The following is a 15,921-nucleotide window of genomic DNA, read 5'->3' as shown; positions in this document are numbered from 1 at the left end:
GATACGCATGCCTATGTTGCAAATAATGACAGCGCCGGTCTTTGTCACGCTACTGGCGTTAAGCAGCCTTATCAGTGTTGCTGAAGCGAAGCCGGCAGCACGCGAGCAGAGCTTAGCGACAGCCGGGTATCGCCACGCCGGCGAAACTATCGGCACGGTGCGCCAGGTTTACGACGGCAAGTTATACCCGGATATTCAGGTTAACACTTTTCGCAATATCGACCGCTTGTTTCCAACCCGCACAGTAGCGCGCGGCAAGACGGTAAGTACTTTGCCGCTGAGTAAGCAGCCGTTGCAAGAGTTCTCTTACCAGGTCGATGGCAAGACCTATGATTTGTACGACGTACTGTCGATGAACCGCGTTAGCGGCATGCTGATTATTCACCGCGGTGAAGTTGTGTTTGAGCAATATTTGCTGGGTAATAACGAGCATACGCGCTGGATGTCGATGTCGGTGGTTAAATCTATTACCGCTACCTTAATTGGTGCTGCTATACACGATGGCTATATCAACAGCATTGACGACCCTATTGTTAACTATCTGCCGCGTTTTAAGGGCACCGCTTACGATGGCGTAACGGTGAAACACTTATTGCAGATGAGTTCCGGCGTAGCCTGGAATGAAACCTACACCGACCCGGCATCAGACCGCCGACGCATGCTGGAAGCACAAATAAGCCAACAGCCGGGCGCCATTCTGGACCTGATGGCAGCATTACCGCGCGCAGCAAAGCCCGGCACCGTATGGAACTACAGTACCGGCGAAACTCAACTGGCGGGCGCGCTGGTACGGGCCGCCACCGGTAAGCCGGTAGCGCAGTATTTGTCAGAAAAAATCTGGTCTAAGCTGGGCATGCAGGCCGATGCCAACTGGTGGCTACAATCGCCCGATGGCCTGGAAATAGGTGGCAGCGGTTTATCGGCCACCTTGCGTGATTACGCCCGTTTTGGCTTATTTTTACTTAATGACGGCGTAGTTAACTCGACAAATAACAGCCTCACGGCAACCGGCAGCGAGCGGATATTGCCGCAAGGCTGGACTAAAGCCGCCAGCAGCCGTCAGGTGATTGGCGGCGAAACGGTTGATTACGGCTATATGTTTTGGCCGATGCACGGCAACAGTTATGCCGCCGAGGGCATTTTTGGCCAGTACGTGTTTGTCGACCCGGATGCAAAGCTGGTAGTAGCGATGTGGAGCGCACAAGCCAAGCCGCTTAACCGCGCCGGATTAAATGAATACCGCTTTTTGCAGGCACTGTCTGATCATTTTCAATAATGTGTGTTTGCACTTGCTGAAACAGGGCGGATTACTATACTTTTTGTTTTAAACAAAAAGATGCTAAATAATGATTAAAACGTTAGCTTCGTTGTTTTTTATCTGCTGTTTTTATTTCTGTTTTCATTTAACAGCGGCGACTAAACCCGATTTACTGCTGGCTGAAGTGTATAACGGCAATATCGATGTGCAGCAGTATTGGGTTAGCGAAAAGCTTGATGGTGTACGCGCTTACTGGAATGGTAAGCAACTGATCTCGCGTGGTGGTAATGTTATCGCGGCGCCAGACTGGTTTGTGGCGGATTTCCCGCCACAACAGTTAGATGGTGAACTGTGGCTCGGCCGCAATAAGTTTGCCGATATCTTAAGTATTGTTAGTAAACATCAGGCTATTGATGCGCAGTGGCAGCAAATCCGCTATTACATTTTTGAGCTGCCGGATGCTGAGGGTACTTTTACTGAGCGCATTGAGGCTATGCAACGCCTTGTTCAGCAACAAAACAGCCGTTATTTAACGCTGGTACCGCAGTTTCGTATTGCGGATAACGCCGCGCTGCTGGCCAAACTTAGCGAACTGGAAGGTAAAGGGGCTGAAGGTTTAATGCTGCACCGTCAGGATGCTTTATATAAAACCGGCCGCAGCAATGATTTACTCAAACTAAAAACCTATCAGGACACTGAAGCCGAGGTTATTGGCTACCGGCCGGGTAAAGGTAAGTACAAGGGCATGGTGGGGGCGTTAATTGTTAAAACGCCGGAAGGCAAAGAGTTTGCCATTGGCAGCGGCTTAACCGATGCACTACGCCAGACTCCACCAGAAATTGGCACGGTAATTACCTATCGCTACAATGGTTATACCAATAACGGCATCCCACGCTTTGCCCGGTTTTTGCGGGCGCGGCAAGAGTTTTAGTAAGCTGTAGGAAGGCAAACCTGTGGGGCCGGTTTTTTTAATTTAACCGCAACAAAATAATCGCACGGTTTTGTTTTATTGCTAAAAACACAGTTTTTATTTTGGTTAGGGCGGCCTGGTCAAAATAATATCAGTTTTTTCTCCATTCAATATCACACTGCGGCTTAGATCCTGACTTAGGTTTTACTTACCCGGCATATAAAGCAATATATCGCCGGGCTCTCAACAGTTTATGTTTTTGTCATGCGTAGCTGTTGCCTCAGGATAGTGTAGACGGAGCCTTAATATGAAACTGATAATTTTTACTGCAAGCTGTTTGTTATGTACCTTGCCGCTGATGGCTGAAGATACGGCCCCCACTTCAATTGATTATGCCATGTACTTTCAATCATCCATTAAAGATGCTGAATACTGTTCAATGAAACTGGTGTCGGGCCAGTTGCAGGCAGTGAATAAATACAATGGTAAGCTGATTAGTAACCCGGCGATGACTTGCCCGGATATGTTTTCCTGGAAGTTATTTGCCGAGGTGATAACCGACAAGTTCTGGTCGCACTGGGCAGATGAGCAGCAGAACTGGCCGGCTGAGCCTTACCCATTATGCCAGACAGGGCAAAAGCCCTCTGCTGGTGTGCAATGCTGTTTGCCCGGCGATAAAAACAATAGCACTGAGCATTGTCCGGTGTTTCCGGGCGAGCGGTTTAAATCGCAGCTGACCACACTGGCAAAAGCTAAACCAGAAAATGCAGAAGCACATGCCAGAAGCAGTGCGTTAAAGCGCCACACCCGTTTGCCATTTCACAGCCAATTAAACCCGTTAACCAAGGTTAGTACTGAAGCGATGCTAAAGGCTGCGCAGTCGGGTAGCGCTGAGGTGGTGTCGTGCAGTGCCGTGCCGGTAAACGGCAGAACAGAAAATATGATACCGGCTATTTACAAAGCTTTTAATCCGGCTGATGTCGAAAGTGTTGGTCGGGTGATACGGCAAACAAATGCCGAGCTGACGGTACGTAACCAGACGTTTCATGACTACCTGTTTCGCAATAATCTGTATAACGCCAACGGCGCTTTAGATGTGTTTTTTGCCAGCCAGGCCAATATGCTGCAAGACGCACCGTATCGCAAAGCTAACCGCTCAGCGCAGGCAGGGCAGGCGCCACAGTTAGTGAAAATAGATCTGCCAACAGATGCGGTAATGATAAAAAGTAATTGGCTGTATCAGGGCCTGGCAGCGCAACTGGGCATGAATGCCGATGCCAGCGCTTATGCCAGTAAGTACCTTGCTACCCAGATAGACCTCAATGCGCTGGGTTTGTCTGCCGAAAGCGGCGCAAGCTGCAACCTTGAAGGCATTCATTATCTGGTGGCATTTCATATTTCATCGAAGGATATCCCCAATTGGGTATGGACGACCTTTGAGCATATCGCCTTACCCGGCCGCTGTGATGTAACAGGCTGTAATGATGCCTATGGCTACAGCAGTGCCGACCAACGGCCTGCCAATACCGCAGCTAATTATGTGGTACCCAACCAGCACTCAGATAAGCTGAACCAGAGCAGTATAGTGTTTAACCCGGATGCCGGTTATCCGACTGAAAGTATCCGGCAGGAATGGCAGCAATTGCTCAGTGCAATGAATATTGGCACCGGCAGCAGCAACAACCCGTATGAACCGGCCGCCACGAACAAAGCCTGGCTTAACTATCGGTTGAAGGGTTCTCAGGTTGAGTTTGTTAATGCTATAGGACAGCCAACGTTCTTGGGTAATTCTGTCACTGAAGCCGGATTCATGGACGGTTCCAGTTGTATTAGTTGTCACTCCAGGGCGGGGGTAGCAGCATTAGGTGCAAAACCGGGCGAAAAGCTGAACCCAAGCAATAGTTTTAAACACTTCTTAGCCTTGTCGGTGTTTGAAACCAGCCTGTCTGACTTTGGCTATTTCCACAGCCACAGCGGTACGCCGAACCCAGCCTGGTATTACCGGGACAACAACTCATCACCACAAATGGAGGTGATGCAGGCTGACTTTATCTGGGGCTTTTTAAATGCACAGCCGCTGGTGACATCAAGCAGCGCGAAGTAAGTTACACACAGCTGCATTTATGGCCGGGGCGGTAAATGCAGCTTATTTGGCAACAGCACCAGATAAACTTTTTTGCCATATATCAGCATAACTTGAACTAACAAAACAGAAACAGGCCGGCGTATAATCAGGCTTCGGTTTACCTTTTAGGAAGTACAGATGTCGGATGTAATCAGTAATTTAACCTGGCGCTATGCCACCAAAAAATACAACCCGAACAAGGTTGTTACGCAAGACAAAGTGGACTTAATTCTGGAAGCCATCCGGTTAACAGCTACATCCAGCGGCTTACAGCCTTATGAAGTCCTGGTGGTAACCAACCCGGCCCTGCGCGAGCAAATTAAACCGCATGCCTGGAACCAAAGCCAGATCACCGACAGTTCGCACTTACTGGTATTTGCCGCCTGGGACAATTACACCGCAGAGCGAATTAACCAGATGTTTGATTTAACCAACGAGATTCGTGGTTTTAAGAACGAAGGCTGGGAAAACTATCGCGCCATGCTGTTAAACACCTATCCGCAGCGCGATGCCGAAACAAATTTCCAGCACGCTGCCCGCCAGGCATATATCGGTTTGGGCTCGGCGTTGATTGCCGCCGCAGAGCAAAAAGTAGACAGCACACCAATCGAAGGCTTTGATCCGGCTAAAGTAGATGAAATACTGAACCTTGAACAAAAAGGTTTACGCTCGGTCGTGTTAATGCCGTTGGGTTATCGGGCAGATGAAGGTGACTGGTTGGTTAACCTGACCAAAGTACGGCGCAGCCGCGAGCAGTTTATTACTGAAGTAAACTAACATTCTGTCAATGGCGCTAAGCAGTATTACAACTGCTCGCGCCTTTTTAACAGGGCGATGATGATAGTCATTAGCCAACAGTTTGTGGTTGGTGGCGCGCCAACAGTAGCGCCCTAATTCTGGCAAAGGGTGTAAGTACTATTGCATTGCCCAGCAGCACCAGCGCGAAGCCGCTAAAGGTGTAGCCGGTCCAGTGAAAACCTTCAAATAAAGTGCTAAGCACTACAGCAACCAGCGGAAATAACACTATGGTGTAGCTGGCTTTTTCCGGGCCTATTTGTTTTAGCAGGGCAAAGTAACTGGCAAAGGCGACAACTGATCCAAACACGGCTAAATACAGCAGTGAGGCAATATAGGCCGGTTCGGTACTAAAATTAAAGCTATGGCCTTTACACAGCGCGGCTGCCAGTAGTACCAGGCTGCCATACAACATACCCCAGGCATTTACCTGCATAATTGGCATATTTTCCCGCGAGTTACGGACACTGACCATATTACCAAATGAGGCCGACAAGGCACCGGATAAAATCAGCAGCAGGCCCAGCAGGCTGGCGTTGGTAAAATCAATACCGTCTAAATCCGGCCAGAACAGCACCACAATGCCGGCAATGCCGAGCAAGGCACCAAAGTAGATACGTTTGGCTACAGGTTTGCCAAAAAACAGCCGGGTGTTAACAATGTTCATCAGCAGCATGGTGGTAAAGGCAATGGCGGTCATGGCTGAGGTAAGGTATTGCTGTGCCTGATAAATAAATAAAAAATTCAGCGCAAAATTCAGGCTGGCAAGCAGGAAAATAAAACCATGCTGGCGCAGCGTAAAATGCATATTAAGTTTGCGCCACCAGCAAAATAGCCACATTAAAGCCGCTGCGATAGCAAAGCGGTATAGCAACGACACTTCTATCGCAACCTCGCCTAGCTGAAATTCAATAGCAAACCAGGTAGAGCCCCAGATTAAAACAGTGATTAGGTACAGCAGAATGTTTTGCATAAAGGCGCCACTGCAGCAGCAAGAAAGGCGCCTATGATACGGCCTTTTTTGCTTTCTGATAGTGGCTGGCGCAACAATATTTTCGCTATAAAAACATACCACCTGAAGCTTCAATACGCTGGGCGTTGATCCAGCCAGCCTGTTCGGACAACAGTAAACTGACGACACCGCCGATATCATCGGCCTGACCAACCCGGCCCAACGCAGTCTGGCTGGCCAGATACTGATTTACGCTGTCATTGTCGCGTACAGTGCCGCCACCAAAGTCGGTAGCGATGGCGCCTGGTGCTAATACGTTAACGCGGATGCCATGCGGCCCCAATTCTTTTGCCCAGTAGCGGGTTAATGTTTCCATCGCGCTTTTCATTGCGGCATAAGCGCCGTAACCCGGCACGGCAAAACGCGTTAAGCCGGTTGAAACATTTAAAATGCGGCCCTGCTCGGCCAGTAATGGCAACAAATGTTGGGTCAGAAAAAACGGCCCTTTTACATGTATGCTCATTAGCTGGTCAAACTGCTGCTCAGTGGTATCAGTAAAGGGTACATTTATGCCAATGCCGGCGTTATTAAGCAAATAATTAAAGCTGTCTCGCTGCCAAAGCTGTTGCAATTGTTGTTGTACCTGGCTGGCAAAGGCAGCAAAGCTACTGCTGTCGGCGACGTCAAGCGGCAACGCTACGGCTTTTCGGCCCAGCCATTCAATTTCGCTGACCACTGCCTGCGCTGCTGTTGCGTTTTGCTGATAGGTCAGAATGATATCAGTGCCTTTTTGGGCCAGTGCCAGGGCGGCATTTTTGCCAAGGCCGCGGCTGCCGCCTGTGATTAGGGCGATAGGGTTAGTCGTTGTCATAGTGTGCTCCGTTTTGGGTTGCTCAGTTACGAAGCTCAGTGTATTGGTTGCTTGCAAGATGATAAACATGCTAAAAATGGTAAAACTGTTTGGTATAAATGGACAATAACATGCAGGACAAGTTACAGGCACTGCAGATATTTATCCGGGTGGCGCAGCTTGGCAGCTTTACCAAAGCCGGTGCCAGCCTGGGTTTATCAAAAACCCATGTATCTAACGTGGTGCAGCAACTGGAGCAACATTTAGGTTGTCGTTTGCTACACCGCACTACGCGCCGTGTCAGCCTGACGCAGGATGGCCAGCTGTGCTATGACCGCAGTTTATTGTTGCTGGCTGAGTATCAGGAACTTGAAAACCTGTTTCAGCAGCAAAGCAGCCAGGTAAGCGGGGTGCTGCGGCTGGATATGTCGACCGGTATGGCGCGGCATATATTGATGCCGCAGTTGCCTGACTTTATGCAGCAGTACCCGAATATCCGGCTGGAGCTGAGCAGCACCGACCGTAAAGTCGATTTGGTGGCAGAAGGCTTTGACTGCGTGATCCGGGTGGGTAGTGTTGGTGATGAAGGGCTGGTGGCGCGTAAACTGGCACAGTTACCAATGCGTAATCTGGCTAGCCCGGCCTATATTGCCCGCTTTGGCATGCCACAAACTCTGGTCGATTTAGCGCAACATCAACTGGTGCATTACGTCAGCATACTGGGGCAGCACAACAGCTATTTTGAATATACCGAGCACGGGCAGGACAAAACACTGTCGATGCCGGGTATGGTAACAGTGAACAATGCAGACGCTTATACTGCAGCTTGCCTGGCGGGGCTGGGGATTATTCAGGCGCCGGTAATTGGCGCTGCGGCTTATTTGCAAAGCGGAGCGCTGCTGGATATTTTACCGCAGCACCGCTGTGCACCTATGCCGGTGTGGTTATTGTACCCGCACCGGCGTCACGTCAGCCGGCGGTTGCAGGTATTTATGCAGTGGTTTGAACAGCAGTTGCAGCAGTATCTGCAGGCATGTCAGTAAACTTAAGCTGTTCAGATGGTCTGGCGAAAACGGGCGACATCGGCTTTTGGTGGTGCACCAAATAAACGGCTGTACTCACGGCTAAACTGCGACGGGCTCTCATAACCTACCTTATAACTGGCAGTAGCCGCTTCTACACCTTCGTACAGCATAATACGGCGGGCTTCATTGAGACGTAATTGTTTTTGAAATTGCAACGGTGACATTGAGGTAACCGCTTTAAAGCTTTGAAACAAGGCCGATTCACTTAAATGCGCTACGTCAGCCAATTCTTTAATTCGCAGCGGCTGGTTAAAACGTTGACGCAGCGTATCAATCACTTTGCCGATACGGCTGGCCTGGCTGTCAAGCAGCGTAAACTCGCGCAAATGGCTACCTGCGGGGCCTAACAGTAAACGGTACAGCAACTCTCGTTTTAGCAATGGATGTAGTACTGCGACATCCTGCGGGCGTTCCAACAAGGCAAAAATACGTTGAAATACCGATAGTAGATCCAGGTCGGCGTCGCCGATACTGATGCCACGGGCAGGTACCGGTTGGCGCGGTACTTTATCGCCCAAATCGATTACCAGCTCAGTAAGTTCACGCAAATCCAGACTGATACTGACACCCAGATAAGGCTCGTTACTGCTGGCCCTGATGATTTTACCGCTAACCGGCAGCATTACCGGTACCAGCAGATACTGCAGCGGATCGTACTGCAGCATTTCTTCGCCAAGTAATATTTGCTTGTTGCCCTGTAGTAACAGGCAAAGCGTTGGTTCATAAAGGGTCGGCGTTGCAGATGTCGGTGCATTGCTGCGATATAGTTTTAGCCCGGGTATGCAACTTTCGTTGACACCGGTGCCGGTTAGCTTGGCAAGCAGCGGTTGTAGCATTTGCTGGCGCAGAAGTTCGCGTTCGTCTGTCATTGTCGGCCTCCCGGCACAGTGGGTAAACGCAGTATAGGCAGCCAACATGGCTTTGCCTATTACTGCAGCAGTGCTTTGGAGGATCAGGCAATAAGTATGGACTATAAGGCAGCCACTACAGACTTAACCGGCGCGAGGAAAAGCCTGCAGAGTCATGTGTGCGACCTGGCGAAGTTGCTCAGAACAAGCGCCGTTATTGGCCTGAATTGCCATACCTTGTAGCACGGTAAGCAGATAACGCGCCAATACACCAGTATCAGTGTCAGGCGGTAAGTCACCGTCGGTTTTAGCCTGATCAAAGCGAACTTTGAGTTTTTGTTCACCCTCTACCCGGCGGTTAATTAGCGCTTCTTTTACACTGGCGGCAGCTTCACTACATGACAATGCGCCTTGTACAACCACGCAACCTTGTGGGTGGTTACTGTCGGCCATATTCATTGCTGCGCCATGCAGCATATGTTCGGCTACCTGATAAGCGGTGGGTTTTTCCAGCGCCGGTAAGAAAAACGAGCACGGGCGGCTTTCGTATAATTCTATCGCTTTTAAAAACAACTGCTCTTTATTGCCAAAAGCAGCATACAAACTGGGCTTGTTAATGCCCATGGCTTCAGTTAAGTCTGATAGCGATGTGCCGTCATAGCCTTTGCGCCAGAATACTTCCAGCGCTTTTTCCAGCGCGGTATCCATATCAAAGGCGCGGGGGCGGCCTACATTCACAGTGCTAGTTACTGCTGACATTATTCAGCTCCTGCATTAAAACTTGCTTATATAGTAAACAGCAAAAGACCCCTTGTCTAGTAAGGGTTATTTACCGATAAGTACATATATCTTGCCACTGACACCCACTAAGACCCCTAACCGGCTGCTATCGTTCAGTATATTCCGGCTTAACCAACAGCTGCGGAGTTTCAGGCAAGAATGCGCCAGCATTCGGCATTAAGCCCGCTGCGCTTTCGTCATACACTACTGACGTAGCCTGACAGTAGCCTCTGTTAGCTTTGTGAAGTCATCGGCACTGCAATAGTGCTGTTTCAGCCTTAGAACAAATTCTTCTTTTATGGAATTAAATTAATTTACCGCTCGGTACAGAAATCGGTTGACAGTTTTTCGCTGTCCTATATATTTACCGGGCGGTACAAAAATAACAAGTCTTTTTATACAATTTTAGTAACAACGTGGAGCAAAACGTCATGAGCAGAAAAAACACGGTAAGAACTTTTATGTTAGCAAGCGTAGCCGCGCTGGTGTTAACCGCTTGTGGCAACCCTGAAGCCGCTAATCAGGCCGCGGCACCGGCTGCACCACAGGTGAGTGTGGCGCAAGTGGTACACGAGCGCATTACCGAATGGGATGAATTTACCGGCCGCCTGCAAGCACCACAAACCGTGAATTTGATGCCACGCGTGTCAGGTTACATTGAACAGGTGCACTTTAACGAAGGCGCCCTGGTGAAAAAAGGCGATTTGCTGGTACAAATTGACCCTCGGCCTTTTGCTGCTGAAGTGGCCCGGCTAAATGCTGAGCTGCAAAGTGCACAAAGCGCCGCGGCACTGGCAGATAACGAATATAACCGGGCAGAAAAGCTTAGCAGCCAACGGGCTATTTCAGCCGAACTGCTGGACAGCCGTTTAGCCCGTAAGCAACAAACCACTGCCACTGTCGCCTCGGTAAAAGCCGCGCTGCAACGTGCCGAGCTGGATTTAAGCTACACCCGTATTACCGCACCAATCAGCGGCCGCGTGTCTTATGCGCTGGTAACTGCCGGTAACTTTGTAAATGCCGGCCAGAGCCAGTTAACCAGCCTGGTATCGACCGACAAAATGTACGCTTACTTTGATGTAGACGAACAAAGCTACCTGAAATACGCCCGTTTAACCGAAGCCGGTAAACGTGCCGATACCCGTGATGTCAGTGCAAACCCGGTGTATATGGCGCTGGCTAACGACACTGCATACAACCATACCGGCAGCATTGATTTTGTGGATAACAGCGTAAACCAGCAAACCGGCACTATCCGTATCCGCGCCAGTTTTGCCAACGGCGATAACAACCTGTTACCGGGTTTATTTGCCCGCATCAAGCTGGTAGGCAGCGACAGCTACGACGGTATTTTGATTGACGAGAAAGCGGTTGGTACCGACTTAAACAACAAGTATGTGCTGGTGGTAAATGCGGATAATCAGCTGGAATACCGTGCGGTGAAACTGGGCGAGAAAGTGAATGGCCTGCGCATAGTGCGTGAAGGGTTAACTGCAACTGACCGCATAGTGGTTAACGGCCTGCAGCGGGTAATGCCGAATATGCAGATCGATCCCCAAATGGTGGATATGGCAAGCGTAGAGCAGATAGCCAGCTTACGTAAAGAACAACAACTGCTGGATGAAACCAGCACCGCTCTGACTGCAAAAGCAGACGGCGCGGCAGCAACAGTTAATGCCGGCAAAACGCCGGGACGGGGTTAAGGAAATAGTATGTTCTCGCAATTTTTTATTAAAAGGCCCATTTTTGCCGCTGTTATTTCACTGCTGTTTTTTATTACCGGTGCGATAGCAGTATGGCAATTGCCGATCACGGAATACCCGGAAGTGGTGCCGCCTACTGTAGTAGTAACGGCCAACTATCCCGGTGCTAACCCCAAAGTTATTGCCGAAACGGTGGCGTCGCCGCTGGAGCAGGAAATTAACGGCGTGGAAGACATGCTGTATATGTCATCACAGGCTACCTCTGATGGCCGCATGACATTAACCGTTACTTTCGCCATTGGTACTGATGTCGACTTAGCACAAACCCAGGTGCAAGCCCGGGTAGACCGTGCCATGCCACGATTACCGCAGGAAGTACAACGTTTAGGTGTGGTTACTGAAAAGTCCTCACCGGATTTAACCATGGTGGTGCATTTAACCTCGCCGGACCAGCGTTACGACATGCTGTATTTGTCTAACTACGCGTCATTAAATGTGAAAGACGAGTTGGCACGGATTGAAGGTGTTGGCGCGGTGCGTTTATTCGGCGCCGGTGATTACAGTATGCGCATCTGGCTGGACCCAAACAAAGTGTCGGCGCTTGGTTTATCACCAGCGCAAATTACTGCGGCCATTCGCGAGCAAAACCAGCAAGCTGCAGCCGGTAGCTTAGGCGCCCAGCCAAGCGGTGAAGCTGATTTCCAGCTGCTGATTAACGTAAAAGGCCGTTTAGCCACGGTGGAAGAGTTTGAAGATATTATTATTCAGGTGGGCGCTAACGGCGAAATCAGCCGGTTAAAAGATGTGGCCCGGGTTGAGTTGGGTGCGTCTACCTATGCGCTGCGCTCATTGCTGAATAATAAAGACGCAGTGGCCATTCCTATTTTCCAGGCATCTGGCTCTAACGCGATCCAAATTTCTGACAATGTACGGGCGAAAATGGCCGAACTGTCAAAAAACTTCCCGGAAGGTTTAACCTACGACATCGTATACGACCCAACGGTATTTGTGCGTGGCTCTATTGAAGCCGTAGTTAAAACCCTGCTTGAAGCCGTGTTGTTAGTAGTCTTAGTGGTGGTGCTGTTTTTACAAACCTGGCGCGCCTCTATTATTCCGCTGGTGGCCGTACCGGTATCCTTGGTGGGTACTTTCGCCTTTATGCATCTGCTGGGCTTCTCGCTTAATGCGTTGTCATTGTTTGGTTTGGTACTGGCCATCGGTATCGTGGTGGATGATGCCATAGTGGTGGTAGAAAACGTTGAGCGTAATATCAGCGAGGGTTTATCGCCGATTGCTGCGACACAAAAAGCGATGAAAGAAGTTACCGGGCCTATCGTTGCCACAACGCTGGTACTGGCGGCAGTGTTTATTCCTACGGCCTTTATGTCTGGCTTAACCGGGCAGTTTTATAAGCAGTTTGCTTTAACCATTACTATTTCTACCTTTATCTCGGCCATTAACTCATTAACGTTAAGCCCGGCGCTGTCGGCATTGCTGCTAAAAGGCCATGGCGAGAAAAAAGACGCGCTGACCCGTGGTATGGACAAGCTGTTTGGTGGCTGGTTATTTAATCCGTTTAACCGCTTTTTTGCCCGTTTATCCAACGGTTACGGCTGGCTGGTGAAAAAAGTGATCCGTTTTGGCGCAATAGTGGGTGTAATGTACGTGGTATTAGTGGGCTTAACCGGCCTGCAGTTTGCCACCACACCTACCGGTTATGTGCCAGGACAGGACAAACAGTACTTAGTCGCTTTTGCCCAGTTACCTGACGCCGCTTCACTTGATCGCACCGAAGAGGTGATTAAAGAGATGTCGCGTGTTGCGCTGGAGCACCCTGGTGTGGCCAACTCGATCGCTTTCCCTGGCCTGAGCATTAATGGTTTTACCAATAGCCCTAACTCCGGCATTGTGTTTGTTGGTCTGGACGGATTTGACGAGCGTGGTAGCGCAGAGTTATCCGGCAATGCGATAGCCGGAGCGTTAAACCAGAAATTCGCCGGTATTGAAGATGCCTTTATCGCTATTTTCCCGCCACCGCCGGTGATGGGTTTAGGCACTATTGGTGGCTTCAGGCTGCAAATACAGGACCGCGGTAACCACGGTTATGAAGAGCTGTACAAAGTCACCATGCAGGTGATGCAAAAAGCCTGGGCTACGCCTGAACTTGCTGGTGTGTTCTCTGGTTATCAGGTAAATGTGCCGCAACTGGATCTGGATATCGACCGCACCAAAGCCAAGCAGCAAAGTGTGGCACTGGATGAAGTGTTCCAAACCCTGCAGGCTTATATGGGCTCGGTGTATGTGAATGACTTTAACCAGTTTGGCCGTACTTATCAGGTTAATATGCAGGCTGACGAGCAGTTCCGCCAAAGCGCGGCGCAAATCAGCCAGTTAAAGGTGCGTAATACTCAGGGCGAGATGATCCCACTGGGCTCCTTTATCAATGTTACCGACACGGCTGGGCCAGACCGGGTAATGCACTATAACGGCTTTACCACCGCTGAAATTAACGGTGGCCCGGCGCCAGGTTACAGCACCGGTGAAGCGCAGGCAGCGATTGAGAAAATACTGGCTGAAACGCTGCCAAACGGTATGACCTACGAGTGGACAGAGCTGACCTATCAGCAAATTCTGGCCGGTAACGCCGGGATGTTTATCTACCCGTTGGTGATTTTGTTGGTGTTTATGGTACTGGCGGCGCAGTACGAAAGCTTAAGCTTACCGCTGGCGATTATTCTGATCATTCCGATGACGTTGTTATCGGCACTGAGCGGCGTACTGATTTATGGTGGGGATAATAATATCTTCACCCAGATTGGCTTAATCGTGCTGGTGGGGCTGGCAACGAAGAATGCCATCTTAATTGTCGAGTTTGCCAAGGAGCTGCAAGACCATGGTATGACTGCAATGGAAGCCATTCTGGAAGCTGGCCGCCTGCGGTTACGGCCAATACTGATGACCTCTATCGCTTTTATTATGGGCGTGGTGCCAATGGTGTTCTCCAGCGGTGCCGGTGCTGAAATGCGCCAGGCCATGGGAGTAGCAGTGTTCGCCGGCATGATAGGCGTCACCATCTTCGGCTTAATTTTAACCCCGCTGTTCTACTACATGCTGGCTAAGCGTGGCGAAAAAAATGCAGCGACAGCAGATACTGCGGAGGCTCCTCATGCGTAATATCCTGAAACTCAGTGCTATTGCTGTACTGGTAGCGTCATTAAGCGCCTGTGCCGTGGGGCCGGATTACCAAACCCCGGCAAAAGTGGCGGATATCAGCTTTAACAGCCCGTATCAGCAGGCTGAACAAGCGCAAAGCTGGTGGCTGGCGTTTGACGATGCGGTGTTAAACCAGCTGATTAGCCGCGCACTGGTTGAAAACCGTACCCTGGCGCAAGCCAGGGCCAACGTCGACCGTGCTTATGCGGTGTTTCGTGATGCGAATAACGACTTTCTGCCCAAAGGTACTTTAGACGCCGGTTACCAGGCCAGTGAAAACCCGACGTTATCACCAGCCGACAATGGCGTAATCACCCGTGGCTACAGCACCGGCGCGAATTTAAGCTGGGATCTAGACCTGTTTGGCAAATTGCGCCGCGCCAGTGAAGCGGCAGAAGCCCAAGCACAGCAAGCCGATATTTTATGGCACGATGCGCAGGTGCAGCTGATAAGCCAGGTTGCCACCAGTTATGGTGAATACCGCGGTGCCCAGCTGCGCTTAGTGGTGGCCGAGCAGAACCTGCAAAACCTGCAGCAAAGCCGCGCTATCGTACTGGCACGGTTAGAGGCCGGTATGGCGTCTGAACTGGAGCTGGCACAAATAGACGTGCAGGTGCATCAGGTACATGCGGCGATACCGGCCTACCGTGTTGCACGGTTAACGGCTGATGCCACCTTATCAGCCTTGCTGGCACAGCAGCCTGGCCAGTTAAAGCTGGGCTCGGTACCAAACCTGCCAGAGCTCAAGCAACCTGTGGCGGTGGTAGACGGTGAAAACTATCTGCGTTACCGCGCCGATGTGGCCAGTTCAGAGCGCTTGTTAGCCGCCCGTACTGCACAAATTGGTGTGGCTACCGCTGATTTATACCCGAATATATCGGTACGCGGCTTTTTAGGCTTTTTATCCGGCCCGGGGTTAACGCTTAATGGCGATACCCAAAGCTGGTCGGTGGCGCCAACATTAAGCTGGCAGGCCGCGGATTTAGGCTCGGTTAAGGCCCGTATCCGCCAGGCAGAAGCCAGCTCACAAATGGCGCTGGCCCAGTTTGAGCAGCAGGTGTTTGATGCTATTAACGAGATGCAGTTGTCGCTTGGCAGTTATAACTTAAGCCGCGAGCAGCAACTGAGCACCGAGCAGCAATGGCAGGCCAGTAACAGAGCCGTGCAAATCGCCCGCGAGCGTTACAACGCCGGCACCGGTGAGTTTCTGGATTTACTGGACGCTGAGCGTGAACTGCTGCGTGCCCGCGACCAGTTGGCACAAGTACAACAGCAGAGCTTTATCCGTTTAGTGGACATATACCGCAGCTTTGGTGGCGGTATCCAACTGATTTAGCGTTGCTATAAGAAAAGCCGGACTTGTCCGGCTTTTCTTATTTGAGCTTCAGATAACATTCTTTCG

General features: G+C 50.4%; 12 protein-coding genes. 8 read left to right on the top strand and 4 right to left on the bottom strand.

What is annotated here, in order from left to right; translation table 11 throughout:
- Window positions 1-7: 7 nt before the first annotated feature.
- The 4 genes from MJX74_RS00475 (at window position 8) to MJX74_RS00460 (ending at window position 5,070) form a co-directional block, all read left to right on the top strand.
- Window positions 8-1,276 (top strand): serine hydrolase domain-containing protein, encoded by a 1,269-nt coding sequence (locus MJX74_RS00475; protein WP_240219921.1) that lies wholly within the window; start codon window positions 8-10, stop codon window positions 1,274-1,276.
- Window positions 1,277-1,346: 70 nt separating this feature from the next.
- On the top strand, window positions 1,347-2,189 hold the full coding sequence (locus MJX74_RS00470; protein WP_240219919.1) for a DNA ligase: 843 nt from the start codon (window positions 1,347-1,349) through the stop codon (window positions 2,187-2,189).
- 286 nt (window positions 2,190-2,475) lie between these two features.
- Window positions 2,476-4,272 carry a hypothetical protein gene (locus MJX74_RS00465; protein ID WP_240219917.1) on the top strand — a complete coding sequence of 599 codons (1,797 nt, stop codon included), beginning with the start codon at window positions 2,476-2,478 and terminating at the stop codon, window positions 4,270-4,272.
- Window positions 4,273-4,431: 159 nt separating this feature from the next.
- A complete protein-coding gene (locus tag MJX74_RS00460) occupies window positions 4,432-5,070 on the top strand; it encodes an NAD(P)H-dependent oxidoreductase (protein ID WP_240219914.1) in 639 nt (212 codons plus the stop codon).
- A gap of 70 nt (window positions 5,071-5,140) precedes the next feature.
- On the opposite strand, the gene MJX74_RS00455 is transcribed toward MJX74_RS00460, so the two are convergent.
- On the bottom strand, window positions 5,141-6,061 hold the full coding sequence (locus MJX74_RS00455; RefSeq protein WP_240219911.1) for a DMT family transporter: 921 nt from the start codon (window positions 6,059-6,061) through the stop codon (window positions 5,141-5,143).
- A gap of 85 nt (window positions 6,062-6,146) precedes the next feature.
- A complete protein-coding gene (locus MJX74_RS00450; RefSeq protein ID WP_240219906.1) occupies window positions 6,147-6,911 on the bottom strand; it encodes an SDR family NAD(P)-dependent oxidoreductase in 765 nt (254 codons plus the stop codon).
- A gap of 110 nt (window positions 6,912-7,021) precedes the next feature.
- On the opposite strand from MJX74_RS00450, the gene MJX74_RS00445 reads away from it, so the two are divergent.
- The gene (locus MJX74_RS00445) at window positions 7,022-7,933 is read left to right on the top strand and encodes a LysR family transcriptional regulator (RefSeq protein ID WP_240219902.1); all 912 of its coding nucleotides are present in this window, start codon (window positions 7,022-7,024) and stop codon (window positions 7,931-7,933) included.
- 11 nt (window positions 7,934-7,944) lie between these two features.
- Here the strand turns inward: MJX74_RS00445 and MJX74_RS00440 are convergent, their stop codons facing one another.
- Window positions 7,945-8,844: an AraC family transcriptional regulator gene (locus MJX74_RS00440; protein ID WP_240219900.1), complete on the bottom strand. Its 900-nt coding sequence runs from the start codon at window positions 8,842-8,844 to the stop codon at window positions 7,945-7,947.
- A 123-nt stretch (window positions 8,845-8,967) separates the two neighbouring features.
- On the bottom strand, window positions 8,968-9,582 hold the full coding sequence (locus MJX74_RS00435) for a TetR/AcrR family transcriptional regulator (protein WP_240219898.1): 615 nt from the start codon (window positions 9,580-9,582) through the stop codon (window positions 8,968-8,970).
- 482 nt (window positions 9,583-10,064) lie between these two features.
- Here MJX74_RS00435 and MJX74_RS00430 point away from each other — a divergent pair, with 482 nt between their 5' ends.
- From MJX74_RS00430 to MJX74_RS00420, 3 genes are read left to right on the top strand one after another with little or no spacing between them, the layout of a single operon-like run.
- Window positions 10,065-11,306: an efflux RND transporter periplasmic adaptor subunit gene (locus MJX74_RS00430; protein ID WP_240219896.1), complete on the top strand. Its 1,242-nt coding sequence runs from the start codon at window positions 10,065-10,067 to the stop codon at window positions 11,304-11,306.
- Window positions 11,307-11,315: 9 nt separating this feature from the next.
- Window positions 11,316-14,480, top strand: a complete 3,165-nt coding sequence (locus MJX74_RS00425; RefSeq protein WP_240219894.1) for an efflux RND transporter permease subunit — start codon at window positions 11,316-11,318, stop codon at window positions 14,478-14,480.
- A complete protein-coding gene (locus MJX74_RS00420) occupies window positions 14,473-15,855 on the top strand; it encodes an efflux transporter outer membrane subunit (protein WP_240219892.1) in 1,383 nt (460 codons plus the stop codon). The genes MJX74_RS00425 and MJX74_RS00420 overlap by 8 nt, the downstream gene beginning before the upstream one ends.
- Window positions 15,856-15,921: the final 66 nt, after the last annotated feature.

It is taken from the genome of Rheinheimera hassiensis, from assembly GCF_022436675.1.
Lineage (GTDB): Bacteria > Pseudomonadota > Gammaproteobacteria > Enterobacterales > Alteromonadaceae > Alishewanella > Alishewanella hassiensis.
The sequence above is the reverse complement of the archived record's forward strand: the minus strand, read 5'-3'. Positions and strand labels throughout refer to the sequence as shown.

Excerpts from the sequence above, each read along its gene's own strand:
- MJX74_RS00445 (WP_240219902.1), top strand. The coding sequence starts at position 7,022 with ATGCAGGACAAGTTACAGGCACTGCAGATATTTATCCGGGTGGCGCAG.
- MJX74_RS00430 (WP_240219896.1), top strand. The coding sequence starts at position 10,065 with ATGTTAGCAAGCGTAGCCGCGCTGGTGTTAACCGCTTGTGGCAACCCT.
- MJX74_RS00470 (WP_240219919.1), top strand. The coding sequence starts at position 1,347 with ATGATTAAAACGTTAGCTTCGTTGTTTTTTATCTGCTGTTTTTATTTC.
- MJX74_RS00440 (WP_240219900.1), bottom strand. The coding sequence starts at position 8,844 with ATGACAGACGAACGCGAACTTCTGCGCCAGCAAATGCTACAACCGCTG.
- MJX74_RS00420 (WP_240219892.1), top strand. The coding sequence starts at position 14,473 with ATGCGTAATATCCTGAAACTCAGTGCTATTGCTGTACTGGTAGCGTCA.
- MJX74_RS00425 (WP_240219894.1), top strand. The coding sequence starts at position 11,316 with ATGTTCTCGCAATTTTTTATTAAAAGGCCCATTTTTGCCGCTGTTATT.
- MJX74_RS00435 (WP_240219898.1), bottom strand. The coding sequence starts at position 9,582 with ATGTCAGCAGTAACTAGCACTGTGAATGTAGGCCGCCCCCGCGCCTTT.
- MJX74_RS00465 (WP_240219917.1), top strand. The coding sequence starts at position 2,476 with ATGAAACTGATAATTTTTACTGCAAGCTGTTTGTTATGTACCTTGCCG.
- MJX74_RS00460 (WP_240219914.1), top strand. The coding sequence starts at position 4,432 with ATGTCGGATGTAATCAGTAATTTAACCTGGCGCTATGCCACCAAAAAA.
- MJX74_RS00450 (WP_240219906.1), bottom strand. The coding sequence starts at position 6,911 with ATGACAACGACTAACCCTATCGCCCTAATCACAGGCGGCAGCCGCGGC.
- MJX74_RS00455 (WP_240219911.1), bottom strand. The coding sequence starts at position 6,061 with ATGCAAAACATTCTGCTGTACCTAATCACTGTTTTAATCTGGGGCTCT.
- MJX74_RS00475 (WP_240219921.1), top strand. The coding sequence starts at position 8 with ATGCCTATGTTGCAAATAATGACAGCGCCGGTCTTTGTCACGCTACTG.